This is a genomic window from Colwellia psychrerythraea, assembly GCF_000764225.1.
Taxonomy (GTDB): Bacteria; Pseudomonadota; Gammaproteobacteria; order Enterobacterales; family Alteromonadaceae; genus Colwellia; species Colwellia psychrerythraea_D.
Genome location: NZ_JQED01000055.1, coordinates 165,962 through 191,704, shown reverse-complemented (window position 1 = coordinate 191,704; position 25,743 = coordinate 165,962). Strand labels below are relative to the sequence as shown.

21 protein-coding genes are annotated in these 25,743 nt (G+C 38.3%); 10 read left to right on the top strand and 11 right to left on the bottom strand.

The genetic code is table 11. The features are described from left to right. Positions 1–178: 178 nt before the first annotated feature. Together ND2E_RS02870 and ND2E_RS02875 are read right to left on the bottom strand one after the other, a co-directional pair. A complete protein-coding gene (locus tag ND2E_RS02870; RefSeq protein WP_033095486.1) occupies positions 179–469 on the bottom strand; it encodes a co-chaperone GroES in 291 nt (96 codons plus the stop codon). A 129-nt stretch (positions 470–598) separates the two neighbouring features. After that, complete coding sequence (locus ND2E_RS02875) at positions 599–1,105, bottom strand: FxsA family protein (RefSeq protein ID WP_033095485.1); 507 nt, start codon at positions 1,103–1,105, stop codon at positions 599–601. Positions 1,106–1,237: 132 nt separating this feature from the next. On the opposite strand from ND2E_RS02875, the gene cutA reads away from it, so the two are divergent. Further along, positions 1,238–1,549, top strand: coding sequence for a divalent-cation tolerance protein CutA (gene cutA, locus ND2E_RS02880; protein ID WP_033095484.1), 312 nt, complete (start codon positions 1,238–1,240; stop codon positions 1,547–1,549). A 5-nt stretch (positions 1,550–1,554) separates the two neighbouring features. Then, positions 1,555–3,399, top strand: coding sequence for a protein-disulfide reductase DsbD (locus ND2E_RS02885; RefSeq protein WP_033095483.1), 1,845 nt, complete (start codon positions 1,555–1,557; stop codon positions 3,397–3,399). 94 nt (positions 3,400–3,493) lie between these two features. On the opposite strand, the gene ND2E_RS02890 is transcribed toward ND2E_RS02885, so the two are convergent. From ND2E_RS02890 to ND2E_RS23210, 3 genes are read right to left on the bottom strand one after another with little or no spacing between them, the layout of a single operon-like run. Beyond that, on the bottom strand, positions 3,494–5,965 hold the full coding sequence (locus ND2E_RS02890) for a putative bifunctional diguanylate cyclase/phosphodiesterase (protein ID WP_052056949.1): 2,472 nt from the start codon (positions 5,963–5,965) through the stop codon (positions 3,494–3,496). 10 nt (positions 5,966–5,975) lie between these two features. Further along, positions 5,976–7,265: a TonB-dependent receptor gene (locus ND2E_RS02895; protein WP_033095482.1), complete on the bottom strand. Its 1,290-nt coding sequence runs from the start codon at positions 7,263–7,265 to the stop codon at positions 5,976–5,978. Then, a complete protein-coding gene (locus ND2E_RS23210; protein WP_190277868.1) occupies positions 7,243–7,848 on the bottom strand; it encodes a type 2 periplasmic-binding domain-containing protein in 606 nt (201 codons plus the stop codon). Before ND2E_RS23210 ends, ND2E_RS02895 begins: the two co-directional genes overlap by 23 nt. Positions 7,849–8,021: 173 nt before the next feature. Between ND2E_RS23210 and aroQ the strand changes: the two genes are divergently transcribed. The 7 genes from aroQ to ND2E_RS02925 all read left to right on the top strand — a co-directional run bounded on the left by aroQ (position 8,022) and on the right by ND2E_RS02925 (position 14,418). Next, on the top strand, positions 8,022–8,474 hold the full coding sequence (aroQ, locus tag ND2E_RS02900) for a type II 3-dehydroquinate dehydratase (protein ID WP_033095481.1): 453 nt from the start codon (positions 8,022–8,024) through the stop codon (positions 8,472–8,474). Positions 8,475–8,577: 103 nt separating this feature from the next. Continuing rightward, the gene (gene accB / locus ND2E_RS02905; RefSeq protein ID WP_033095480.1) at positions 8,578–9,027 is read left to right on the top strand and encodes an acetyl-CoA carboxylase biotin carboxyl carrier protein; all 450 of its coding nucleotides are present in this window, start codon (positions 8,578–8,580) and stop codon (positions 9,025–9,027) included. Positions 9,028–9,049: 22 nt separating this feature from the next. Continuing rightward, complete coding sequence (gene accC / locus ND2E_RS02910) at positions 9,050–10,396, top strand: acetyl-CoA carboxylase biotin carboxylase subunit (RefSeq protein WP_033095479.1); 1,347 nt, start codon at positions 9,050–9,052, stop codon at positions 10,394–10,396. 111 nt (positions 10,397–10,507) lie between these two features. Next, entirely contained in the window at positions 10,508–10,669 is a 162-nt protein-coding gene (locus ND2E_RS22830; protein ID WP_081962107.1) for an oxidoreductase-like domain-containing protein, read from the top strand. Positions 10,670–10,848: 179 nt separating this feature from the next. Beyond that, on the top strand, positions 10,849–11,127 hold the full coding sequence (locus ND2E_RS02915) for a hypothetical protein (RefSeq protein ID WP_033095478.1): 279 nt from the start codon (positions 10,849–10,851) through the stop codon (positions 11,125–11,127). A gap of 576 nt (positions 11,128–11,703) precedes the next feature. Next, positions 11,704–12,516 carry a 3-hydroxybutyrate dehydrogenase gene (locus ND2E_RS02920; RefSeq protein ID WP_033095477.1) on the top strand — a complete coding sequence of 271 codons (813 nt, stop codon included), beginning with the start codon at positions 11,704–11,706 and terminating at the stop codon, positions 12,514–12,516. Positions 12,517–12,885: 369 nt separating this feature from the next. Continuing rightward, a complete protein-coding gene (locus ND2E_RS02925) occupies positions 12,886–14,418 on the top strand; it encodes a phospholipase D family protein (protein WP_033095476.1) in 1,533 nt (510 codons plus the stop codon). 79 nt (positions 14,419–14,497) lie between these two features. Here ND2E_RS02925 and ND2E_RS02930 read toward each other — a convergent pair whose 3' ends face one another. Beyond that, positions 14,498–15,478: an alpha/beta hydrolase gene (locus ND2E_RS02930; RefSeq protein ID WP_033095475.1), complete on the bottom strand. Its 981-nt coding sequence runs from the start codon at positions 15,476–15,478 to the stop codon at positions 14,498–14,500. After that, positions 15,466–16,662, bottom strand: coding sequence for an MFS transporter (locus tag ND2E_RS02935; protein WP_033095474.1), 1,197 nt, complete (start codon positions 16,660–16,662; stop codon positions 15,466–15,468). The genes ND2E_RS02930 and ND2E_RS02935 overlap by 13 nt, the downstream gene beginning before the upstream one ends. Before the next feature lie 210 nt (positions 16,663–16,872). On the opposite strand from ND2E_RS02935, the gene ND2E_RS02940 reads away from it, so the two are divergent. Continuing rightward, complete coding sequence (locus tag ND2E_RS02940) at positions 16,873–20,409, top strand: PAS domain-containing hybrid sensor histidine kinase/response regulator (protein ID WP_033095473.1); 3,537 nt, start codon at positions 16,873–16,875, stop codon at positions 20,407–20,409. A 7-nt stretch (positions 20,410–20,416) separates the two neighbouring features. Here the strand turns inward: ND2E_RS02940 and ND2E_RS02945 are convergent, their stop codons facing one another. The 4 genes from ND2E_RS02945 to ND2E_RS02960 all read right to left on the bottom strand — a co-directional run bounded on the left by ND2E_RS02945 (position 20,417) and on the right by ND2E_RS02960 (position 25,702). Further along, the gene (locus ND2E_RS02945) at positions 20,417–21,088 is read right to left on the bottom strand and encodes a response regulator transcription factor (protein WP_033095472.1); all 672 of its coding nucleotides are present in this window, start codon (positions 21,086–21,088) and stop codon (positions 20,417–20,419) included. Between the two features lie 104 nt (positions 21,089–21,192). Beyond that, positions 21,193–23,478, bottom strand: coding sequence for a TonB-dependent receptor (locus ND2E_RS02950; RefSeq protein WP_033095471.1), 2,286 nt, complete (start codon positions 23,476–23,478; stop codon positions 21,193–21,195). A gap of 136 nt (positions 23,479–23,614) precedes the next feature. Further along, positions 23,615–24,568: an extracellular catalytic domain type 1 short-chain-length polyhydroxyalkanoate depolymerase gene (locus ND2E_RS02955; RefSeq protein ID WP_033095470.1), complete on the bottom strand. Its 954-nt coding sequence runs from the start codon at positions 24,566–24,568 to the stop codon at positions 23,615–23,617. 237 nt (positions 24,569–24,805) lie between these two features. Next, positions 24,806–25,702, bottom strand: a complete 897-nt coding sequence (locus ND2E_RS02960; protein ID WP_033095469.1) for a LysR family transcriptional regulator — start codon at positions 25,700–25,702, stop codon at positions 24,806–24,808. Between the last annotated feature and the right edge of the window lie 41 nt (positions 25,703–25,743).

Genomic DNA, 25,743 nt, shown 5'->3' with positions numbered 1-25,743 from the left:
CCTATAATTTTGTTTTTTTACACTGTTTTTAAAAACAATGTTAAGACTATTTATCAAATAAGGCTTTGCTTTAAGCTAATTCGCTCAATAGCAAAGAAAAAGCAGAGAACTTACATTAGTAAGTTAGCACTTTTATATGCCGCTAATGTGATACATTAACGACACGTTAAGCTCTTAATTATTCAACAATTGCTAAGATATCGCTTTCTGAAAGAATCAAGACTGTTTCACCATCAATCTTTTCAGACTTAACACCATACCCTTCACTGAAGATCACTTGATCGCCAACTTTTACGTCTAATGGTCGAACTTCACCATTTTCTAAGATACGACCATTACCTACGGCAGTAACTTCACCACGTGTTGATTTTTCTGCTGCGCTGCCTGTCAAGACAATACCGCCAGCTGATTTTGATTCAATTTCTTTACGTTTAACAATTACACGATCATGTAGTGGACGAATGCTCATTAATTTTCTCCTGAATTACTTAATTATTTTGTAAGGTTACTAGTCATAATTAACAACTATATTGTTGATAATAGAAATGGGGATAAAATAAACCTTCACAAGTCCTAAACAAAAAAAACTTAAATACGACTAATCTTTGCGTTTGAATTCGCCTTCCAAGGTATCGCCCTGATGATGTGAAATAGGCTCATTTGATGAAGTAAAAGGTTCTGTAGTTTTTTCATGCTGATAAACATTTCCTGATGCGCCACTATGAAAAGAGGCACCGGCACCAAATTGATTAACCTTAATATGTTTTTGCACTTGATTGGCAATTGCCGTTCGAACACTAGGCACCAATAACGACAAACCAAATATATCTGTTACAAAACCTGGAGTAACCAATAAAACACCTGCCACTAATAACATTAACCCCGTTACTATTTCGCTCGATGGCATTTCACCTTGTGCCATTTTTGTCTGTACTGATTGTAATGTAGCCAAGCCTTGTTGACGTACATATTTGGCACCTAACCACGCACTTAAAATAACGATAGCGATTGTTGGCCATACACCTAATAATGCGCCCACTTGCATAATCACCGTTATTTCGATGATAGGAATAATGATAAAAAGTACAAATAATAGTTGAAACATAATGATTCCTTATTTTCTATGAAACTTATATTGGGCCTAACAGGTCTATTTCAAGGCCAGTTGATACAAGCCTAAGTTTTCCTTAATACTCTAGGTATAATATCAATAGGATAACAACCATAGGTAACAATTTTGTATCAATTAGTTCTAACAACTTGTCCAGATGAAATAGTAGCTACAAATATTGCTCAGCATTTGGTTACAGAAAAACTTGCTGCCTGCGTTAATATGGTGCCAAATATTACCTCTATTTATTGTTGGCAAGATGAATTGCATTGCGATAATGAAGTACAATTGTTGATAAAAACAGAGGAAAGTAAATTCGCCGCTTTAAGTGATCGAATTAACCAATTGCACCCATATGATGTGGTGGAAGTTATTGCTTTGAATATCCAGCAAGGTGATAAACATTATTTGAACTGGATCACTAACTCTTTGAAGTAAACTTAATGAAAAACTTACTATCACTATGCTTTCTAATGTTAGCAGCGCTTACTCTTAACCCCGCTGTAGCACAAGAAAAGCAATCAATTTTTGATATATCTAATACCAGTTTATTTAGTAATGATGATGAATTTTTGAAAGTCGATGAGGCATTTTCTTTTAATTTTTATCAGAAAAACAACTTGCTAGAAGTGAGTTTTGACATTGCGCCTGAGTATTATCTGTACCGTCATCAGTTTAAATTTAAAGGCGATAAGACTCAGTTTACGCCTGTTTTGTTACCTGATGGTATTGACCACGAAGATGAGTTTTTTGGTGTTCAAAAGATATTCACCGATAACTTAACATTCACAGTAAACCTTGAGCACGTTTCAAGTGACGCAAGTATCAAAATTAGCTATCAAGGTTGTGCCGAAAAAGGCTTATGTTACCCGCCAACGAGTAAGGTAATTAAATTAAGTAAATTCATTACAGATGAAGGAAGTGCTAACACATCAACTTTAGCAACACCAAGTTCTGGTGCTAACCAACAGAAAAACGTAAGTGAGGCTCAAAAAAGCGAGCAGCATCAGTTATCTGATATGCTCAAGCAAGATAGCTTGTTATTAACGCTCATAGCCTTTTTCGTAGGCGGTTTATTGTTATCATTTACGCCCTGCGTTTTCCCTATGTATCCTATCCTAACGGGCATTATTGTTGGGCAGGGTGAAGGTTTAACAACGAAAAAAGCTTTTACATTATCTTTTTTCTATGTGCAAGGGATGGCGATAACCTACACCCTCTTAGGCGTGGTTGTTGCAATGGCAGGCGCAAAATTTCAAGCAGTGTTTCAACACCCAATAGTACTCATTGGTCTCAGTGTTTTATTCATATTCTTAGCGCTTTCAATGTTTGGCGTTTTTAACTTAGCCTTGCCTGCAAGCTGGCAAAATAAATTAAATAACCTAAGTAATAAACAAAAAGGAGGCTCCATTACTGGCGTCCTAATGATGGGCGTTATTTCTGGCTTAGTCGCTTCTCCATGTACTACAGCACCTCTAACGGGAGCATTACTTTATATTTCTCAAACAGGCGATGTGATTTTAGGGGCTTCTGCGCTATATGCCTTAAGTCTAGGTATGGGACTACCTTTACTTATTTTAGGTAGCTCTGGTGGTAAATTACTGCCGAAAGCTGGCGCTTGGATGAATATCATCAAAAATATCTTTGGTCTTCTATTACTCGCTGTACCCGTATTTTTATTAGAGCGTTTAATTCCTGAAGTTGCCAGCCAAGCATTATGGGCGTTATTGATATTAGTCAGTGCTAGTTATTTCTATGTTGCTAATCAAAACCATGCAGCAGGGCAAAACGATCAACAAGGAAAAGGTTTTTGGTATGGCTTTCGCTCTCTAGTCATATTTTTAATGCTATTTTTTGGTGCAAATCTTACTTACCAGTTAGTATTTCCGAGTAAGACTGTTGTCAGCAATGATGCTCAACACGCAAGTTTTAAACAAGTAACCTCATTAGCACAACTGAACAATGAAGTTATCAGTGCCAACAGACAAGGGAAAACCGTGATGGTAGATTTATACGCTGATTGGTGTATTGCTTGTAAAGAATTTGAAAAATATACTTTTGTCGACAATGAGGTGCAAAAGGCATTAAGTAATACTGTTTGGTTGCAAATTGACATGACAGACTTCGACTCAACAAATAATGCAGAACTTGTGCAGCATTATACTATTTTGGGTTTACCTTCGATTTTGTTTTTTGATTTGCAAGGAAATGAATTAACCAAGCAACGTACTACTGGTTTTATGAAAGCCACAGAGTTTAGTGCACACGTGAAATCAATATTTAACTAGCTAGGTTAGTTGCTAAATCCATTTTACCCTAAGTTAAGAACGATCAAGTAAAGCTACTCTACTCTTAGATTAGCTTTACTTGAAAACACTTAACTTAGGCTGACTTATCTGTGGAAGGGCCATGATTTATTGTACTAGCTATTTTCCAATAACCAGATGTTGTTTGTTTATCTAGCATAGTAAACAAATCTTTTTCAGGGATCGGTTTGGAATAGTAATAACCTTGAATTATATCGCAATCATTTTCTGTTAAGCTGCGTAATTGTGCTCGAGTCTCAACGCCTTCCGCTACAACTGTTAAACCTAAGTTCTTAACCATTGCAATCGTTGAAGTGATAATTTGAAAGTCAGAATGATTTTCTAGCATACCAAAAATAAAACTTTTATCTATTTTTATCACATCAACCGGCATTTTCTTTAAGTACGCTAGTGATGAGTAACCCGTACCAAAATCATCGATAGCAAAACTAAAGCCAATAACTTTCAAGGCCTCCATCATAGCGATGGTATGCTCCATGTCCTTCACTAAGGTTTGCTCTGTTAGTTCAAGTTCAAAATTTTGCGCTGTTAATGAAAATTCTATTAATAAATCTTTTAGGAAATGCGGTAAATTTGCATCCATGAATTGGCCTGCAGATAAATTAATCGCTATCCGAATATTTTCGAGCCCGTATTTTTTGATACTTATAGCTAGTTCAAAACATCGACGAATTATCCAATAACCCAATTCAATCATGTGTTGAGAGTTTTCTAAAATTGGAATGAAGTCTTCTGGTGAAATCATACCGCGCTCTGGATGTTGCCAGCGTAATAAAGCCTCAAAACCATACAGTTTTTTAGTTTTAGCACAAATTTGCGGTTGTAAACTTAAACTAAACTGCTGTTTGGCTAACGCTTGTCTCACCTCACCTTCAAGCATTACCCTGTGAGCAACACGTTGGAACATTTCTTGATGATAAATATGGTATTGTCCACCACCATTATCTTTTGCTTCATACATAGCAATATCGGCATGGCTAATCAAATCATCCGACTTCTCTGTTGCTGATTCTGTATAAGCGATACCTATACTGGTAGAAACATAAAATATATTAGAACCTAGTTTTATGGACTCTTTAAACTGTAATAAAACTTTTTCTGCGACTTCTATCGCCTCATCAAGGCTACTGAGGTGACTAAGTACAATAACAAACTCATCACCACCAAATCGACTTGCTAAGTCCAATTCACCAACACTGACTCTCACTCGTTCTGCAGCCTGAATCAGTAGATTATCCCCAATATTGTGGCCATTACTATCGTTTACTTTTTTAAAGTCATCTAAGTCGAGAAAAAGCACAGCAACACCACTTTTATCACGCGCAATATTAGCTAACGACTTTCGTAATTGATAATTGAGCATATTACGATTAGGCAACCCTGTGAGTAAGTCGTACATCGCGATGCTCTCTAACTCTTTAGTTTTCTGCTCTACCACCAAGTTAAGCTGTTCTAATTCAAAACTGAGCTCTTCAGTTGAGTGAGCTAATACATCCAACTCATCGGCAAACATTCGAGGTCTTTTTAGGTCAACTTGTCGAAACTGATCAAACTTTTTTTGTGCTAATAAAGGCAGCGCATTAGACAGCAGCAATAAACGTTTAGTAAAAGGACTAGAGATAAAATATACAAAAGCAGCGAGTAAACTAAATATAAGACTCAAAGATAATATAAAGCGCTGGTGATATGCATCATTCTTTGCCTTATATGTTGTCACATCATCAATCAAAGCAAGATAAAAATCTTGTTCGGCTTGTTCTGATAAAGCCAGTAGATTAATTAAATAACTATTACTGCCTAAATCAAGATGGAGACCTTTCTCTAATACGCTATTGAGAGCCAAGTAAGGTTTCTCCAACGTTAACAATGACTCTGTTAACCTCATATTAGATGCTGAGATTACTTTAACCGAGGAGGGCTTTATTTCATTATTATCTTCAGTGGGTATACGAATGACAGCAACATCTCTATCTAACGTGGTCTTCAACGCAAATAACATATCAACCAGAGAAGTACTCATGGTTACCACAACCATATCTCCTTGCTTATTGAGTAAAGGCAAACTCAATAACAATTGACAACTTTGCGGGCAATAAATTCGATGCTCTGGTTCTTGCAATCTAAATACTTGCGCAATGTTATCTTGTACTACTGCGGGGAAATCATTGGTAGCAAATAAGATATTTTGTTTCTCATCGACCAACCAGATATCTTCTACATTGAGATGCAACTGTAGAGCGTCATATTGTTTCTCTAGTTGTAGCGCAAGATTTGAAAAGTCATTTTGCTGAGATAGTTGAATCAAATCAGTAAAAGACTCTAACCATACGGTTAATTTTGTGCGTAATATGCCATTATGCAGATTAACTTGCACCTGCCCTTGCACGATATTATTTTGCTGGAACTCTTGATAATCAGCTTGTAAACGCCAATAGGATAGCGAAGAAAACCCTACGGCTAACAGCAGTAAGGTTGAGACGATTAGTACCAAAAGCTTGGTTGGTACACCAACAAATTTTATATTCATAACACTACTTTTAAAACCAATACATCAATTGGATAGCCCACATTTGCCAATCTTCACTGTCATTTATCTGGGTGTTGGGCACTACTACTGGTGTGAGTCTACCTGCGCCATTCACCCAGTGATACTCCATGCGAGCACTAAAATTACTGGTAATATCGTAGTTCAGTCCTAACGTAATATCTTTATGAAAGCCGAAGTAATAAGGAACTGCACCACCGGTAGCTTGTTCCAACTGCTTACCATCTTTATCATCTTTATTCAGGTAAAAGTCTTCATAACGGGCTAATAGCGTTAATTGCTGTGTTAACTTATAGCGTGACTGTACATAAAAGCCTTGCCCGATATTATCAAGTTGAAAGCCTGGGTAATAAAAGCCATCAATAGTGAAGCGCTGCTGATAAATTTCACCACTAAACTCCCAATTTTCACCTTCATACAGAGCATTCATTGTATAAAACTGAAAATTAAATTCGCTATCAAAAAATATATCACCACTACCCGCATCTCCTTGGTCATAACCAAACCCTGCATCGAGTAATGAAATACCAAAACGCCAAGGTGAATACGAGGGTTGCCAATATAAGCTTGTTTGAGCATCATAATTTTGCTTGGCACTTCCTTGAGCAAATTCACTTAAAATATTTTTTGTCTGCTCATCTGAAATAGGTGATTTACCATAACTAAATTGCCAATCAAAGTTGCCATAGTCATCGGTACTATAACTAATTTTAGTGGCAATACCATCACTACCAACAGCAATATCTCTAAACCCATCAAAATAAACAGATTGAGGTAAAATAATGCTAGGCCTAGCAAAAGGAATATCTCTAGAACTAGAATAGAGCCAATGGTTATTTTTAAATCTGCCCAAATATACATTGGCTTGCCAATTTTCACTAGTGAAGGCTGACCAATCGACCAAGGCATAATCAATTCTTGCTCCCTGCGAGTAACGATTTCCACCATCTAAGTAAACCACTTGACCTGCAAGACGAAACTTGTCAGATAACTGATAGGAGGCATTAAGGCCAATTTCAGTTAACTCTGCAGACACATCTCCATCATCATTGACAAAATCACTACCATTAACATCAATTAACCCCTGTGAGATAAAACCATGTAATTGAAACTCTTGCGAATTCGAATAAGCTTCATCTTCGGCTTGTGCAAAACTTGCACTGTAACCGATAAGAGTTGCTGCAAGCATTATTAACCGGCACGTAAACCGCTTAAAACAATTCAAGTCATGCACCCTATTAGGTATTTCAACTGCAGCATTAGTCTTTAATTTTGACAACATTTACTACTCCTTTACTCCGTGTCTGATGACTTGCTTCCATACTAGGGTTTTCTATCCTTTTAATTCTTTCATTCTGTTCTATCTTTTTTAAGGTTTCATCATTTATATAGCCAATAGCTCCAGGTGTTTTGGTTACCGCTTGAATAAGTTCTTTTTCAGATGAAACTATTGTTGGCGCAACTCCCAAGCCTGAGTATGTGAGTTTGTGCCAGATTCGATTAAGCTGATAAGGAAAAATCTGTAGCCGTTCTTTGGCAAATCGCTGATGGAGTTCATGTTGACTAGGTAATACAAAAACATTAATGGCGCTATCATCACTCCAACGCAATTGACGCATTGTATAAATACGTCGTAATTGTGACTTTGTTAAGCTAATTTCAGTAACTTGCGGGTGAGTCACTATCTCTATAGCTGCAGCGCTTGAAGACACAAGACCTGCAAAGATGAGAATAAGAACGAGAGAGTAATATTTAATAAGGGATCCCTTACAATGAAACTGAGCAAATGTAAAAAACTTTTTAAAATCAATGTAATAATAAAAATAGCTTGATAATAATAGCTCAAATAAACAAAAAATCAACATTTACATGCACTCAAAAGAGGTTTGACCAGTACTTTGCTGCTATATTCTTCGAAAACATGAGTATTATCGCCAATAACAAAATAAATTTAGAAATGATGCTTTTTTTTATTCACAGCGACGAGGTTTTGTGTAATTATTAGAGAAATTTATTTTTAATGGTGTTTTAGCAGAAGATGAACGCAAAGTTTACAGTTTTAGTGTTAAATGGCCCAAATTTAAATATGCTTGGTAAGCGAGAGCCTACTATTTATGGTAAACAAGGCCTAACAGAGATTATTGCTGAGCTAGGTTTAAAAGCGGAAAAAATGCATATTGAATTAAAGCACCTGCAATCAAATGCCGAACATGAATTAATCGATGCTATTCACAATGGTTACCAGCAAGTAGACTTTATAATCATTAACCCCGCCGCGTTCACTCATACAAGTGTTGCGATAAGAGATGCTTTGCTTTCGGTAGACATACCATTTATCGAAGTACATTTATCCAATGTGCATGCTCGCGAAGATTTCAGAAAACATTCTTATTTATCTGATGTTGCCACAGGTGTTATTTGCGGTTTTGGTGCGCAAGGTTATACCTTTGCTCTTGAAGCTGCTCACAGATACCTAAATAAAGGCAAATAGAGAAATAAAAAAAATAACAAAAATAACAAACCGTAACAGTTAATGACCAATCATTAACTTATATTTAAAGCAAATTTTTAGTCACTCAAATTAAGGTGTCCCAATGGATATTCGTAAAATCAAAAAACTTATCGAACTAGTAGAAGAGTCTGGTATCAACGAATTAGAGATCTCAGAAGGTGAAGAATCAGTACGAATCAGCCGTGGTGCTGCAGCAGTACAAGCGGCACCTGTAATACAAGCCGCACCTATAGCAGCACCAGTAGCTGCACCTGTTTCAGCAGTTGCTCCTGCTGAAGCCGCTGCGCCAGTTATTTCTGGTCATGTTGTTCGCTCTCCAATGGTTGGAACATACTATGCTTCGGCTTCACCTGATGCTCCAGCATTTGCAGAAGTTGGTATGCATGTCAATGCTGGCGATACATTATGTATTGTTGAAGCAATGAAAATGATGAACCAAATTGAAGCAGATAAATCTGGTGTTATTGTAGAGATTTTAGCGAAAAATGAAGACGCCATTGAATTTGACCAACCGCTATTCATCATTGAATAAGCCCAACCAGAAGGGTTATTCCATGTTAGATAAAGTTGTTATCGCCAATCGTGGCGAAATTGCCTTAAGAATATTACGTGCTTGTAAAGAGCTAGGAATTAAAACAGTAGCGGTTCATTCAACTGCTGATAAAAACCTAAAACACGTATTATTAGCCGATGAAACCATTTGTATAGGTAAAGCATCAGCACCTGAAAGTTACCTTAATATTCCTGCCATAATTACTGCGGCTGAAGTGACCAATGCTGTGGCAATTCACCCTGGGTATGGTTTTCTTGCTGAAAATGCTGATTTTGCCGAGCAAGTTGAAAAATCTGGCTTTGCCTTTATCGGTCCAAAAGCAGAAAGTATACGCATCATGGGTGATAAAGTTGCTGCAATCAAAGCGATGAAAGTAGCAGGTGTTCCTTGTGTTCCTGGTTCTGATGGTCCTTTAAATGACGATGAAGAAGTAAACAAAGCCCATGCTAAGCGCATTGGCTACCCTGTTATCGTTAAAGCTGCTGGTGGTGGTGGTGGACGTGGTATGCGTGTCGTTCGCAATGAAGAAGAGTTAATAGAATCAATTGCACTGACGAAAAAAGAAGCCGGTACAATTTTCAAAAATGACATGGTTTACATGGAAAAATTCCTTGAAAACCCACGTCATGTTGAGATTCAAATTATTGCTGATGGCAAAGGAACTGCAGTTCATTTAGGTGAACGTGATTGTTCGATGCAACGACGCCATCAAAAAGTAGTTGAAGAAGCTCCTGCACCGGGTATTACCCCTGAAATGCGCGCCAAAATTGGTGAACGTTGTTGTAATGCTTGTGTAGAAATAAACTACCGAGGCGCTGGTACCTTTGAGTTCCTATATGAAAATGGTGAATTTTACTTCATTGAAATGAATACGCGTATTCAGGTTGAGCACCCAGTAACTGAGATGATCACTGGTGTTGATTTGATCAAAGAGCAACTACGTGTTGCTGCTGGCCAACCGTTATCTTGCACTCAAGAAGATATCAAGATTGCAGGTCACGCTATTGAGTGTCGTATTAATGCTGAAGATCCTCGTACTTTTATTCCTTCACCGGGTAAAATTACACGTTTCCATCCACCGGGTGGTTTAGGTGTTCGTTGGGATTCTCATATTTATGCAGATTACTCTGTGCCTCCACATTATGACTCTATGATAGGTAAATTAATCACGTGGGGTGATAACCGTGACGTAGCTATTGCACGTATGCGTAATGCCCTATCAGAGTTAGTGATTGACGGCATCAAAACAAATATTACTTTGCATCAAGACATTCTAAATGATCAAGGTTTTGTTAATGGTGGTGCTAATATTCATTATTTAGAGCACAAGTTAGCTGAGCTTGGCTAGCTAATATCCGCTTATGATTAAATAAAAGCTCTGCAATTGCAGAGCTTTTTTGTTACTCTAGTGTCATAAATCTAAATAAATACTTCACTTATTTTTGAGTTCACAAAACCTATGTCAAATAGCCACGAAAAACCTATAGCCCCTGCAGATGATGATTGTTGTGGTGGTGGTGCTTGTAACCCTTGTGTGTGGGATCACTATTATGCTGAATTGCAAAAGTGGCGTATTAAAGAAGCCAAAATCAGAGAACAAGCAGAAGAAAATTCAAAATAACATTAACAAGGAAGCTTGCAATACGAGAGTGTTCACACTGTCATAAATTTGTTGAGCATTTTTATAGTTGCTTAAATAACAACCATACAAATTATAACATCAAGCTAACAATTGCCTACAACATTCCAATCAAGACTTAGCTAATATCTTATCACTAACTAAATAGTGAGGCAGATATTATGTTAACGACTTTACAGCAACACCGTAACTTTCCCTCTGTTACTACTTTCATGACTGATAGCAGACAACAAGATCATGATAAAGACACTTTGTGGGACAAACTTAACTTCAGCCAACAATATTCAGTATGTACTCTAGGTCAATTTGGTTACCAACTTGCTTATGTACGCTCAATTGGTGATTCTACGTTAGCCATACTAAAGCAAGATGATAAAATAGCCACAATTAACCAAGCGGGTTCTATTAATATTAACCCTGAAATTAACTGCCGTCAGTAATCCTCAGCTAGAGTCTGTTGCTCTTTCGCGGTTAAATTTTGTTCGCCTTTTTAAAAGAGAGTAAAGTGTTTTAATCGCGGCGAGTAGTGTGTAGCCTAGTCACTCTAAGCAAATACTACTCAACAATGAGTAAGACGCTTTTAACCCACACAATACAGCTTCGGCTGACTAGCTCTAATACCTATTAAACTACTCTCTGATTGCAATATCCTTTCACTTTTGGGATGTAACGTATAACGAATCTCACCACACTAACATTCACCTCTAAAAAATATCATTTCAACGTTGCTTCATCACAAGTTATTTAACAAATATAGTTAACATTTTTACAAGCTCATTGAGTCCATAAAAAATTATTCCACCAATACCCCCCTGAAATGAAGAAAAGCATCTTATTTAGCGGCAAACGTCCTATGAACTAATGGCACTAAGGTAGTAATTCAACTCCAACACAATTCAGCTAAGGTAATTATCCTAACTTTCGAGTGCAGCATTTGCGTTTCTTTCCATAGCATCAGGGCTTTAAAGCATGAGAGATATGCTGCTCTTGTTTACAATTAATAATAAGGAAACAGTATGCAAGAAAGTACTCCCCCAGAAAAGACAACATTGAAAGGTAAAACTGCACTTATCACCGGCTCAACAAGTGGTATTGGATTGGCAAGTGCTCACATTTTGGCTGAACAAGGTATCAATTTAGTATTGCACGGGTTAATGAGTGATGAAGAAGGCGCTAGCCTAGCGCAAGAGTTTTCTAAACAATATCGGATAAATGCCATCTTTGATAATGCTAACTTAATGGACTCAGATGCCATTAGTCATTTTATGGAAAATGCCATAAAAGCAATGGGCTCAATTGATATACTGATCAACAATGCAGGTATTCAACATACTGAAAGCGTAGATACTTTTCCAGAAAGTAAATGGAATGCCATCATTGCCATCAATTTAACCGCTGCCTTTCATACTATTCAGCTTGCTTTAGGTGGCATGAAACAAAATTCATGGGGCAGGATCATTAATATTGCTTCTGTTCATGGCCTTGTCGCTTCTAAAAATAAAGTCGCCTATTGTGCCGCTAAGCACGGCATAATTGGTCTAACCAAGGTTGTTGCTCTTGAATGTGCAGAGCATGGCATCACTGCCAATGCCATTTGCCCTGGATGGGTAGATACACCACTTATCAATGATCAAATCACTGACATTGCCAGAGAAGAAAAGCGTAGCTTCGAACAAGCAAAATACCAACTTATTACAGCCAAACAGCCACTACCTGAAATGATGGCACCTCGTCAAATTGGTGAGTTCATCCTCTTTCTTTGCAGTGATAGTGCCCGCAGCATTACAGGTTCATCATTGCCTATGGATGGTGCTTGGACCGCTCAATAACAAGCTTATATTAAGCTCCAGCTCTATTACCTCTGATTTTATTTAATAGTAAATTTCCCACCTCAAGTTAAATATTTTCTTTAATTGAAATGATTATCGATCAGTTACTATTTGGTTCAACTGATCGTTAAATATTTACTTTTTTTCCGCACTAATAATAATGTAGTAGTGAATAAAACTAGAGGCAGCCTAACAAGGTGGTTGCTAAAATAGCAAAGTGTCTTTATTCTTCTATTACACTTCAGAAGTTTATGTTTTAGATATAACCTCCCTAATTTTATAGAGTTTCCAAGCTGTAATTAAGTTAAATAATAGCGTGAGGAGATAGGATGTGAATTGCTAGATCAAAGTTAAAAGGAAATATAACCAATGTTATTGTTTCAGCGTATTAGTGTCACAATGCTATTAGTAGCCACTCTAATTGGATGTGCATCACTCCCAGAAGAAATTGAGCATACCATTGAGCCAATATCCATCCATTCAACAAGTACATTATCCGAATTAACTAATACTTACCGACTTAGCCAAGTTACCCCAAAAACGAGTGCCGTTTTGTTACAAGACACTGGCTGGGACGCTTTAGCTCAACGGTTAGCATTAATTGAAACAGCTGAAAATAGCATCGATATTCAGTATTACATTTGGAATTCTGATACCTCCGGTCACTATTTAGCAAATCGTTTAATAGCAGCAGCTGATCGCGGTGTTAAAGTCCGCGTAATGCTTGATGATATCAACCTTAATGAACGAGAGAACTTACTGACAACTATTGATTCTCATCCTCAAATAGAAATTCGAATATTCAATCCAATTCCAAGTCGCAGTGGCGCAGCAAAGTGGCTAAATGTATTAGGTGATTTCTCACGACTAAATCGTCGAATGCACAATAAGTCATTTACCGTCGACGGAGCCCTGTCCATTGTTGGAGGGCGCAATATAGGCAATGAATATTTTGATCTGTCTGATGAAATTAATTTCCGTGATCGTGATGCTCTAGTCATGGGCTCAGTAGTTACTGATATCCAAATTAGTTTTGCAGAGTATTGGAACAGCCGTTGGTCATATCCTGTTAACTTATTAGGAGGTAAAGCTTCATCTGAAACGCCTGTTTTAGATGAAGTGACAACTCCTAGCTACAAAAATTACCCTGCCTTACCCGAAGGTAAAAAAGTAGCACAGCGCTTCATAGAAGAAGTGTTGAATGAAATGAGCTGGGTTCAGGCACGTTTTATTTCCGACAGACCAGTACCCATCGATGAAGATAATACAACTACCCCAAAAACTACCGCCAAATTTTTGAGCGAATTGGCTCGTCAATCTAACCAAGAAATTGTATTAGAGTCCGCCTATTTAATATTCGATGATCGCCAATTAGATGAGTTGCAAATACTGACCAGCAATGGAATTCAACTAAAGGCATTGACTAATTCAATGGCCTCTAATGATCTCATCACTAACCATTCAGGCTACGCTGGTCGACGAAAGGACATGTTAAAGCAAGGTATTCAGTTATTTGAATTGAAACCAGACACAAGGTTATGCAAAGAATCAACAAGAGATTTATCAAAATGTGCTCCGACAACTGCCTATGGTCTTCATGCAAAATCGATTGTTTTTGACAAAAAAATCGCTGTTGTCGGATCGTTTAATTTTAACTTACGTTCAACCTACCTTAATACTGAATCTCTGTTAGTAATTGAAAGTCACAGTATTGCAGAAAGCCTTGCCGATGATATGGAGCTTGCTATGAGCGAAGAAAATAGTTGGCGGTTAAATTTACGTGAAGGAAAAATCCGTTGGCATTCAGGTAAAGATGAGTGGGACAAGGAGCCAGAGACCGAATTATCACAAAGAGTTAAATCGAATTTTTTACAATTATTACCGATTGAGAAGTACCTATAAAAATCCTTAAAATTCGCTATCTATAGAACATGATCAATGTACCGAGCTTACCAAGCTCGATACAAGCGAGAGAGTGAATTTAATCAGGAGAGGTACCTTTAACGAACTGTCCAATGAGTTGATAAGTGGCTGAACATTCTTCTTCTACCAGATCATTTAGCAGCATATAAGCATGTGTCATACCATCGAATGAATGATGCTCAATATCCACACCGACTTCGGCCAGTGATTTAGCATAAGCGACTCCTTCATCTCTTAGCGGATCACAACCCGCAGTAATAACCAAAGTTGCCGGCATATTCGAGGAGAACTCCCCCAGTAATGGTGATGCTTTCACGATTTTAGCTTGTGCAATCTCGTCTCGTTCTAAACTACTCACTTGAAAGTACTGCTCAAAATACCACTGAACTTTATCTTTTTCTAATAAAAAACCTTGGCCATTTTCATCAATAGAAGCACTCATCATAGTGTAATCCACACTCGGGTAAACTAAAACTTGCTTATCAATTTTCACCGAGTCGTTAGTTTTTTCGTTGCTTGAGTTATTCATTACTAAGCTAGTGCAAATGGCACCACCAGCACTATCTCCAGCAATATAAAGTTCATCACTATGTTTCATATCTGTCAGAAGAGTTTTATAGCGCTCTAGTAGCTGCTGGCAATCATCCAAACCTGCTGGATAAGGGTATTCAGGTGCTAATCGATAATCAGCACAAATGACAATAGCATGAGTTGCTAGCGCGAGTTTACGACTTATAGGATCATATAAATCGACACTACCACACATATGACCACCACCATGAAAGTGAAGTAATACTGGCAGTGTATCATTAGGCGCAGGGTTATAAATACGAACAGGAATATTATGGCTGGTGGTTGCTAAAAAATCATCTTTTACCATGCTCATATTCGGCCCCGTACCAATAAGTGCAGATAAATTATCTAATCCTTGTCTAACTAACTCGGCACTAAAGCCCTGCCCTGTATCCTTGAATGCTGCAATGGCTGTATTTGCTTGATCAAGAAACGGTACTAATTTGGGAGATATTATTCCTCGCATAATTTTTCCTTAATGTTTAATTCGTTAACTTTCCCTGTTTCAGGCAAGAAAAAGCTGCCAATAAAAAAGGTACTACTTATTAGTGAAATGAGAATAAATGAAGCGGTGAAATCACCCTGATTAATATCGACCAACTTACCAAACAACCATAAGATCACAGTAGAAAATAAGTAACTAATTGAATAGAATAAACTAAAAACCACGGTAATTCGTTGTCCTGTCATTTTAGGTAATTCATGAGGAATTGATACCAATGCAGTGATCGGGAAGAAAATAAAAAAGCCTAGCACAATTGCAGATAAGGTTTGCAACCACTCACTATTACTAAAAGAGACACCGATAATTGTCACTATCATCATAGCACCAGACCATCGAATAACAGGTAAACGTAATGGCATTTTTTTACTATAAAGAATACCCGCTAATGTACCGACAATGCCAAAGCCTATCACCCATTTACTTTGACTAATACCGGCTTTAGGGTAAAAGGTAAACAGGCAAATATAAAACGCTAATAACCCTGAATAAGTCAAGCCATAAGCCCAATTGAATTTATCTTTTAAACCGTCGATATAACTGTAATTTTCTAAGGGTGTGCCTTCCTGGCTTTGTCCCTGTGTATCAGGTTCAAACTTCACCAATAACCAAGCAAAGCTTAATAACAAACTAGCAATTGAAAAGCTGATCAAACTAACTTTCCAATCGCCAGTAAACTCATTTATTGCTGTCATTTTCCATAACACTACACCCGTACCAATGTTAAAAGCAACTGCATTGAGACCATTAATAGCAGGACGCTCATTGACTGGAAACCAGTGCATCACAATAGGGTTAAAGTATACGATCATAAACGCGCCACCTAACCCCATCAGAAAGCGGCTTAACAACAGCAATTCATAATTCGGCGCAAAAGGTGTTAATAATCCAATGGCAATAAATAAACTAGCAATAAAGAACGCGTATTTAATACCAAACTTTAACGCAATCCAGGCAGCAGCAAACGTTCCTACAATCTTTGCTAAGGTTACCGCACCACTGATAAAGCTCGCAGAAGCTAAGCTATCGATGTGCATCGCCGACATTATTTGTCCCATACTAGCGGTACCGCCGACCCAAGCCATAGCAAAGAGTACATAGCTAATAAAAACAATGGCTTCAACCAAGTATTTGTTACTGATTTTCATATATGATAGTTTCTAATCAAGGGGAATATTTACCTTTAGATTAGCGTATGGCTGCGAGCAAATAACTACTACCTTAGTTCACTACCTTGTTTGATAGAGCATGTTATGCTGGCCATAGTGTTATATATATTCATACTAATCGCTAACTTAAGTGAGTTAATCGCTTTGTACATTATTTTTTGAGACAGCTCACACCATAAAGGACAGTACTTGTTAGTTTGGCTTTCACTTGATACTTGGCTCATTACAATACTGTCCATTACTTATTTGGCAGTACTTTTTATTGTTGCCCACTGGGGACAAAATCAAGCCTCTGAAAACTGGAGCTGTAAGCCCTGGGTTTATAGTTTATCGTTAGGGGTTAGCTGTAGCTCATGGGCTTTTTACGGCACCGTAGGACAAGCAGCAACAACAGGTGCATGGCTTGCGCCAATTTATATCGGCTCTATCCTTTGTTTAGTACTAGCATGGCCAATGCTTCATAAAATTCTATTGATCGTCAAACAGCAAAATTTGACTTCTATCGCCGACTTTATTGCCTTTCGCTACGACCGCTCACCCAAAGTTGCCGCCTTGGTAACCCTTGTTGCGCTAACAGGTATCATTCCTTATATCGCACTTCAGCTGCGCGCCATCAGTACAAGTTTTGACCTGTTAACCGGTACTTACCAATCAGGTATTAGCACCGCTTTTGTGGTGACTATTGTGCTTATCATATTCAGTATTTTATTTGGCACTCGCCAAATAGCCGCTAATAAACAAAATCAAGGTTTAGTATTGGCAATTGCTTTTAGCTCTGTCATCAAATTATTTGCCTTAACTGCGGTCGGTATTTTTGCCACTTTCTATATCTTTGATGGTTTTTCCGACTTAATCAACCAAGGTCAAAATAGCAATTCAATTACCGGCACTAATTCTGTTTACCTTGCTGTAGCACAAGCAGTTTTAGGAGCGATTACCATATTTATCTTGCCTCAACAGTTCCACATGATGATGATTGAAAATCATCATCAACAAGAGTTAAAAACTGCCCGTTGGCTTTTTCCTTTATATTTATTACTCATTAATGTTTTTATTTTACCTATCGCTATTGCAGGACAGTTGACCTTCCCTGGTGGCAGTGTCGATGCTGATACTTATGTGTTAACTCTGCCGCTTTTTTACCAGCAAGCTTGGCTTGGTATTACGGTGTATATTGGTGGCTTAGCGGCCGCAACCAGCATGGTTATCGTGGCAGCAATTGTTTTGAGCACTATGGTCTCTACTGAAGTATTAACGCCACTAGTATTAAAGTTTAGACTCTTTAACACCAAGCAAAAACAACAAATGTCAGGACTATTGCTAAATCTACGCCGTGGTTCTATCGCGATAATTTTGCTGCTCGCCTTTATTTTCGAGCGCATCATTGCTCAGCAAAATCACCTTGCCACTATTGGCTTATTGTCCTTTGTTTTACTCTCACAATTTGCCCCAGCTACCATTGGTGCTTTATATTGGCGTAAGGCTAATGCAAAGGCTGCACTGACGGGCTTAGTTGTCGGCAGTACCCTTTGGCTCTATACCCTATTATTACCAGCATTAACTCCTACAAGCCAATGGGTTGAAACAGGCTTGTGGCAAATACCTTGGTTAAAGCCTACGGCACTCTTTGGCGTTGATTTCTTAGATAGCACTAGCCATGGGGTTTTTTACAGTTTGCTATTCAACATTCTCTGTTATGTTGTTGTTTCATTAATTAGCCAACGCAGTGTCGGTGAAAAATTACAAGCCGAGTATTTTGTCAATAAAAGTCAAAATCAATTTGAACGGCACTTATCTCTCGATGATTTATATAGTCTATTAGTACGCTTTATTGATAAACCTGCCGCTGACGCACTACTTAACTTTGCTAAGAGTAGTGGAAAAAGTGAAAAAAATGTCGAATATACGCGGTTACAGCTTTCTGGCGTACTAGGATCCGCTTCAACGCGCATGGTAATGAAAGCAGCCTCAACGTCTCAAGATATGCCGCTAGAAGATGTTGTAAGCATTGTCGATGAAGCAAATCAAATGTTTCGATTTAACCGAGAATTATTGCAATCAGGGGTGGAGAATATCGAACAAGGTATCAGTGTCATTGACGCTGATATGCGCTTGGTTGCTTGGAATCAGCGTTATATTCAGTTACTTGATTACCCAGAAGGCTTTGTTTGCGCAGGTAAACCTATTGAAGAGTTATTACGTTATAACATTGCCAAAGGCATAATTACCGGTGCAGGTAGCAGTGAGATTACTAATAGCCATGTTGAAGGCGAAGAGTTAATTACTCGACGTATTGAACATATGCGCATGGGGCATAACCATTACTTTCAGCGCTCTATGCCTAATGGCATAGTGCTAGAAATTAGGGGACAATCAATGCCTGGTGGCGGCTTTGTCAGTACTTTTTCTGACATTACCGCTCATATTGAAGCAGAAAAAGCTTTACAAAAAGCCAATGAAAGTTTGGAAAAGCGTGTTGAAGAAAGAACGCAAGAACTAAGATATGCCAAGGCAGAGGCTGAAGCAGCCAATAGCAGTAAAACTCGTTTTTTAGCTGCCGCTAGTCATGATTTAATGCAACCTTTCAATGCATTATCACTATTTACTTCTATGTTAAAAAAGAAAGTCGAAAATGACGAGTTAGCGCAGTTGGCTAATAATATTGACGATTCACTGAATGTTGTTGAAGCGCTACTGTCTGATCTAGTCGAAATATCACGACTCGATAATAATCTAGATGTTATTGAAAAAAATCACTTTGCTTTAGATGAGTTATTAATACCGTTAAAGAATGAATTTACCGTTTTAGCCCAACAAGAAGATATTAGTTTTAGTTACCAGCCTAGTTCAGCATGGGTAAATTCTGATAAACGTATGTTACGTAGAATTCTACAAAATTTTTTATCAAACGCAGTACATTATTGCCGCGATAAAACAGGTGGTAAAGCAGGCATGGCGAATAAAATAGTATTGGGTGTTCGTCACAAAAAAGACACCATTCGCATCGAAGTATGGGATAACGGACCTGGAATAGCACCAGAGAAACAGCTGAGTATTTTTCAAGAATTTGAACGATTAGAGCAAAACCGCGAAATACCAGGCCTTGGTTTAGGCTTGGCCATTGCAGAACGCATGGCTTCACTGCTCGATTTAAAAATATCACTTAAATCGACGGTAGGAAAAGGCACTTGTTTTATGCTTGAGTTGCCTAGAATTGAGCAAAACACGGTCAATCTCCCAAACAACTTATCTAACGAAATGCCGAATAGAACATCATCTACGGCATCGGACAAAGTATCGACAATAACGGCAAACCATAACACTCAGAGTAACACTAGTGTCAATGAAGGGTTTACCAATATGTCCGTATTAGTTATTGATAATGATGCCTTAATGTTGACGGCGATATCTTCGCAATTACTTGAATGGGGTTGTCTGGTGTATACCGCGAAAGACCAAGCATCACTCGCTAAGGTTGTCAGTAAAATGCAGCAACCCGCGCATTTTATCATTGCTGATTATCATCTCGATAATGATAACAATGGCGTTGATTTAGTAACGCATTTGTTACGCAATGAGCATTGGCAAAGCCCTTGTGTTATTTGCTCAGCAGATCCATCAGAGCAGGTAAGGCAACATACCAGTGATGCAAACTTCCTATTTTTACGAAAGCCGGTAAAAGCATTAGCATTGAAGCGTTTGATCAGGCAAATGATTACCCAATAAACAAGCGCTACACTGTACTACTTTCATTCTCAGTTGGTGCTAACATTAGCTGCTGGTAGGCTAGCCCAGCTAACGTTCTATTATTCACTTCTAGTTTTTCCAAAATTGCGGAGACATGTTTTTTCACTGTGGTTTCTTTAATGTTGAGATCGTAAGCAATCTGCTTGTTAAGTTGACCATCAGCAATTTGAGTAAGCACAATATATTGTTGTGGCGTTAATTGACCAAGTTGTTTAGCGAGTTTTTGATGAGCTAGTGCTGTTTGTTGACCATCATGTTTTTCTATCAACTCAGGTAACCAAACATCACCTGTTAATACTGTATCAATGGCACGTGCAATAGTAGTTAAGTCAGCAGATTTAGGAATAAATGCCGCCGCACCAAAGTTAATTGCTTTTTGCATAGTCTCTTCATTATCATCAGAAGATACCATAATGACCACTAAATCAGGGTAGTGGTTCTGCAACTGAGTCAATCCGGTAAAACCATCATTTCCTGGCATATGCAAATCGAGAAAAACGATTTCTAAACTTGGCGTAGCTTCAATAGCAATTAATAACTCACTAAAATTGTCAGCTTCTAACGTGCCAGCATCATCAATACATTCGATGATTGCCTGCTTAAGTGCCGTACGAAATAATGGATGATCATCGGCAATAATTACTTTTGCTTGTGACATTTAACACTCCTACATAATTCTTAATCCAGTATGAAAAAAAGAGCTGACAAGTGCCAGCTCTTTTTTAAGATAACTTTTCTAAAAAACTCTTTTTAAAGGTTAAATTAGAACTGGTAACCTATGGTGAATGATACCGTTGCTGGGTCGCCATAGTAACCAATTAGCGTAGTATCTCCACCTAAACCTGGTTGATAGCTGCCATCTGGATTTTGCTCACCTAAGAAAGCGTAGTTACCGACAAGATATTCTTCATCGGTAATATTCTTAAAGTGCAGCGCCGCAGTCCAGTCGCCTTCATTACTGTACCAGTTAACCCCAACATTGAGTAAACCATAACCGTCTTGGCTTAATAAATTATCCGTTACGTTTAAATCATACTCGCTGCGGTAATAGTAGTTACCATTAACAACAAAACCACCTATTGAGCTTTCAATATCATAGCTAAAGCCTACATTAGCTGTTGTTTCTGGGGTATTAGTAATAGTAAAGCTATCAGTAATATCAATTGGATTACCATCACTATCAAAGGAGTTCACTTCTTCAAAAGAAGAATCAATTAATCCTAATGTTGCAAACAAGTTAAGGTTATCCGTTGCGGCATAATTGACTTCGAGTTCAAGGCCGGAGGCAGTTGATTGACCAATATTGCCTAAACGCTGGCTTAATTCACTGCCATCACCACCTTCAACAGGTAAAACAGTCACAAATTGTCTGTCTTGATGGTCAAGATAAAATATGGTGGCATTCACACGTAGGTTATCATTCCATTCACTTTTTACTCCCACTTCATAAGAGTCAACAATTTCAGGGTCAACCGCTGGCTCAGGGCCACTCGCTCTTGGGTTAAAGGTGCCTGATTTAAAACCTTGTGAATAACTAGCAAAAAACATCATGTCATCGCTGTACTGATATTCAACACCTGCACGCGGTGAAAAACGTGACCAATCTTCACTGTCGTTTAATACTTCTGGGAATGCAACATCACCACGTTCATAACCTGGTACCCAACCGCTCTCAGGGTAGACGGTTTCAAAAACAACACCATTATTAACTACCGCATCTTTTTCCTCTTGGGTATAACGTGCTCCTAAAGTAAAAGAGAGTTTTTCGGTGACGTTATAAGAGCCTTGCGCGTAAACAGCATAACTCTCACTATTATTACAACCAGTCACTTCACGCGTTAATCCAGCAGCACCTAACACCGTACCTAAGTGTTCTAATATGGCGTCAAAATGGCCGCAAGACTCACCATCAAAATAATACAAACCAGACACCACACTTAAATTGTCAGAATCATAATTTAATTGGAACTCTTGTGAAAACTGCTCATCATCATAAATGGCGGGGACATCAAAAATACGTTCTGCTGTATTGTCAAAATCTATATTAGTTTTTGAATAATTACTTCTGCTAGCCGTGACTGATTTTAAAGACCAAAAATCATTAATGTAATACTCAGCGGTTAAACTCATGCCTTCGGATTCTACGCTATTCCACGTTGGCATACTGGTATAAGAGTCATAGACACTGTCGGGTACTGGCGCTTCAGTTACTATACTTGGCAATAAACGGTAGCCCCCTTTGGCATTAGAATCATCTTGAGTATTATCGTAATTAAAACGGAAGAACCAATCATCCGTCGGGGTAAACTCAATAGTGGCTCGGCCAGCAAAAACATCTTTGTTATAGTTTTCTAAATCTTGTCCAGGCAAATCAGATTGTAAAAACTCACCGTAACCATCACGAGTTAAACTCGCTAACGCAAAACCAAAATATAATTTATCTTCAACAACAGGAATCTTAGCCGCTACTTTATAATCTTGACGAGCGTAATTACCAAAGGTCGCTTCTAGGTCAAACTCAGTATCTCCTGACATCTTTTTGGTAACATATTTAATTGCGCCGCCAATCGTATTTTTACCGTACAGGCTACCTTGCGGGCCACGCAGTACTTCAATACGTTCAACATCAAGAATATCAAGCACGGCTCCTTGTGGACGGGCAATATAAACATCATCAACATAAATACCAACGCCCGGCTCGTAGCCCCATAAAGGGTCATCTTGTCCTACACCGCGAATAAAGGCAGTCAATGTTGAATTAGTACCACGGCTACTTTGCAAAGTAGTGTTTGGCGAGAATTGCTGCACTTCAATCATGACACTTATGCCATTTTGGTCAAGCTGTTCTGCCCCTATGGAGGTTACTGCCACCGGAACATTTTGTAAGCTTTCAGCAGTTTTACGTGCGGTAACTTCAATGCGTTCAAGACCAGAGTTATCTTGTGCGTTTGCTACTTCATTTGCTTCTTCTGCAAGAGCAATGTTAGTGGTTAACGCGCTGGCAATAGCTAAAGCGAGGTAACTTAGTTTTTTGTTATAGCGTTTCATAGTAGTGCCTTATTATAATTTATTGATCAGTTGTTTTAAGGTTGTTTTTGATGTTTTTTACTGATATTTAAACTCTATAACAAAATTAGACAAAGTTAATTTGTACTATAGTACCATAGAGCTTAGCTACTGAATATTATCGACTTTCTTGGATTTCCATCCAGAAATCAACAATATTCATCACGCTATCTAGCGAAGATTCGTAGATAAAATCTGCGCTGGCATCTCTATTCTTGTAACTAGAATTAACACTTAAACCGTGCCCAATTTCATTAATTTCAACAAGCTTAACTTGCACTGGATCCGCTTTATTTTGCCAAAGCGTTTGTTGATAATCTGCTGTTGAGGTTTTACTTTGTTTCAATGACGTTTCTGACAGCGCTGACCACTGTGAAGCCAATTTTTGCGAATTCTTGGGGTTAACTACTGTATCTTTACTACCCGTAATGACAATAAGCCTCGGCCATTTTTTAACAGTTTCATTACCCTGTCTCGCTAAGCTAGCAAGTTCTTTTGATGACTGTGAAGGTCCGTTTCTCATACAGGAGATTGCTTTAGCTAAATTATTCGCACAAGGGTAAGGGAGACCCGCAATAACGGCACCAGCAGTGAATAATTCAGGATAATGAACTAACATTGCACTGGTCATCGCACCGCCAGCAGAAAGACCGGCAATATATACCTGCTCGAATTTTGATTGTGCCTTAAGTGCTAAGATCATATTTTTGATCGATAGCACTTCCCCTTGATCCTTTTCACTATCTTGCTCTGAGAACCAGTTAAAACAGGAAGTAACATTATTTTTTTTACTTTGCTGTGGCACTAACAGAGTAAAGTTATGTTGCTTGGCAAGCTCAACAAAGCCACTTTGTTGAGCTAGGGTTTCGCCTTGCTGAACACATCCATGTAGAAAGACGACAAGAGAATTAGTTTGCTTTGTCGGTTGAAAGTAACTTGCGGTTAAATCACCGGGGTTATCACCGAAATGCGTGAAAGGTTGAAATGTTGCTAACGGTTGTGAGGTAGCAAGGGCTGAGCAGCTAAATCCATATAGAAGCGCCCACAACAGCGGTTTTATTTTATCTAACATTGTATTAATCTTCAGGTTTTGTCGTATGACAATAATGGCGTAATGCCTTGTAGCTCTGTATGGTACTTTAGTGCCAAGCAAGGTTTAACTGAAGAGTTCTATAGATGATAAAGCGGTATCTAACTAACAGGATAACACACAAAATTCAAAATCAAGTGGGGGGCTTAGCCTTTAGCGTCGTGGGTTAAGTCAGTTTGATACCTTAGTAAATTGCTAATGAAGAAAACCCTATCCTACTCATTGATTTTTAATAAAATAGGCTTTTAAAAAGTCAATTAACAGGCGTAATTTCTTCGACTCAGCATTACCGGGAGGAAAGACACCGTAGACATGAATATCTCTCATATTGTAATCATCGAGTACTGAGAGCAATTGTCCTGCTTTAATTCTAGGTTTTGCATCATAAACCGGTATACGCCCTAGACCATGACCACCTTCAACAAAAGCAGTTCTTGCAGCCGCATTATTTGTGCTGATTGTGCCCTTCATTTCAATACTAAAAGAGCGACTACCTTTTGTCAGCTCAAGAGATCCGGCAGTTAACTTATATAACACCCATTGATGTTTATTCAGCTCCGTTGGATGTTGAGGAAAACCGAACTTTTCAAAGTATGCGGGAGAGCCACAAAGGCAGGTACTAAGCGTTGATAATTTTGCTGCTTGTAGTCCGGAATCAGCTAAAGGCGCACCACGAATAGCTAAATCTATACCCTCTTTAATTATGTTTACTACTTCATCGGTGAGCATGACATCAAGTTCAATCTTGGGATAAATGGTACGAAACTCATTAAGCGCTGGAACGATAGTTTGCAAACCAACATTAACAGGGCAGGTTATTTTTAATAACCCTTCAGGCTCATGCTTAAGATTTTCAATCTGACGGTTAGCCGCTGATGCTTGCTCGGCGATAACACGGCAATATTGATAATAGTCCAGCCCTGCTTCGGTAGCTGAAATCGTGCGAGTGGAGCGGTTCAGTAGTTTAATGCCTAATTGATCCTCTAGCTTTTTTATATGGTAACTCACCACAGCACGAGATAGCCCAATTTGCTTGGCAGCACCGCTGAGCGTGCCCTGCTCAATCACTTGTGCAAAAACAACCATACTTTTTAATTGTTCAAATGAAATATTCATGGTTAACCTATCAAGATAATCACATTTTTATTGTATCATTT

Coding starts and splice junctions, on each gene's coding strand:
- ND2E_RS02870 (WP_033095486.1), bottom strand. CDS start 469: ATGAGCATTCGTCCACTACATGATCGTGTAATTGTTAAACGTAAAGAA.
- ND2E_RS02875 (WP_033095485.1), bottom strand. CDS start 1,105: ATGTTTCAACTATTATTTGTACTTTTTATCATTATTCCTATCATCGAA.
- ND2E_RS02885 (WP_033095483.1), top strand. CDS start 1,555: ATGAAAAACTTACTATCACTATGCTTTCTAATGTTAGCAGCGCTTACT.
- ND2E_RS02890 (WP_052056949.1), bottom strand. CDS start 5,965: ATGAATATAAAATTTGTTGGTGTACCAACCAAGCTTTTGGTACTAATC.
- ND2E_RS02895 (WP_033095482.1), bottom strand. CDS start 7,265: ATGTTGTCAAAATTAAAGACTAATGCTGCAGTTGAAATACCTAATAGG.
- ND2E_RS23210 (WP_190277868.1), bottom strand. CDS start 7,848: ATGTTGATTTTTTGTTTATTTGAGCTATTATTATCAAGCTATTTTTAT.
- aroQ (WP_033095481.1), top strand. CDS start 8,022: ATGAACGCAAAGTTTACAGTTTTAGTGTTAAATGGCCCAAATTTAAAT.
- accB (WP_033095480.1), top strand. CDS start 8,578: ATGGATATTCGTAAAATCAAAAAACTTATCGAACTAGTAGAAGAGTCT.
- accC (WP_033095479.1), top strand. CDS start 9,050: ATGTTAGATAAAGTTGTTATCGCCAATCGTGGCGAAATTGCCTTAAGA.
- ND2E_RS22830 (WP_081962107.1), top strand. CDS start 10,508: ATGTCAAATAGCCACGAAAAACCTATAGCCCCTGCAGATGATGATTGT.
- ND2E_RS02915 (WP_033095478.1), top strand. CDS start 10,849: ATGTTAACGACTTTACAGCAACACCGTAACTTTCCCTCTGTTACTACT.
- ND2E_RS02920 (WP_033095477.1), top strand. CDS start 11,704: ATGCAAGAAAGTACTCCCCCAGAAAAGACAACATTGAAAGGTAAAACT.
- ND2E_RS02925 (WP_033095476.1), top strand. CDS start 12,886: ATGTTATTGTTTCAGCGTATTAGTGTCACAATGCTATTAGTAGCCACT.
- ND2E_RS02930 (WP_033095475.1), bottom strand. CDS start 15,478: ATGCGAGGAATAATATCTCCCAAATTAGTACCGTTTCTTGATCAAGCA.
- ND2E_RS02935 (WP_033095474.1), bottom strand. CDS start 16,662: ATGAAAATCAGTAACAAATACTTGGTTGAAGCCATTGTTTTTATTAGC.
- ND2E_RS02945 (WP_033095472.1), bottom strand. CDS start 21,088: ATGTCACAAGCAAAAGTAATTATTGCCGATGATCATCCATTATTTCGT.
- ND2E_RS02950 (WP_033095471.1), bottom strand. CDS start 23,478: ATGAAACGCTATAACAAAAAACTAAGTTACCTCGCTTTAGCTATTGCC.
- ND2E_RS02955 (WP_033095470.1), bottom strand. CDS start 24,568: ATGTTAGATAAAATAAAACCGCTGTTGTGGGCGCTTCTATATGGATTT.
- ND2E_RS02960 (WP_033095469.1), bottom strand. CDS start 25,702: ATGAATATTTCATTTGAACAATTAAAAAGTATGGTTGTTTTTGCACAA.